Source organism: Thermalbibacter longus, assembly GCF_023806485.1.
Lineage (GTDB): Bacteria > Chloroflexota > Chloroflexia > Thermomicrobiales > Thermomicrobiaceae > Thermalbibacter > Thermalbibacter longus.
Genome location: NZ_JAMSLR010000074.1, coordinates 1 through 231, shown reverse-complemented (window position 1 = coordinate 231; position 231 = coordinate 1). Strand labels below are relative to the sequence as shown.

1 pseudogene is annotated in these 231 nt (G+C 75.8%); it reads right to left on the bottom strand.

The features are described 5' to 3' along the window. A pseudogene (locus NET02_RS16505) lies at nucleotides 1–187 on the bottom strand (phenylacetate--CoA ligase family protein); the annotation flags it as partial. Between the last annotated feature and the right edge of the window lie 44 nt (nucleotides 188–231).

Below are 231 nucleotides of genomic sequence, written 5' to 3'. Positions count from 1 at the left end.
GCAGCACCGGCAGACGGGCCAGCGCCGCGCGCGTCGTGACCGTGGACGGGTCCACGTCGGCGAGCTGCCCGGCCCAGAAGCCGCCGGCTTGCTTGGCGTGGGTGATCAGGTCAGGCAGGGCGGCCAGCAGGGCAGCTTCGCGCTCCGCGGGGGCGCGGGTTTCCAGGGCGTCGAGATGGGTGGGCATGGGCGTTCGGGATGGCGGTGACGGCGGACGGAGGGGGCGGACGG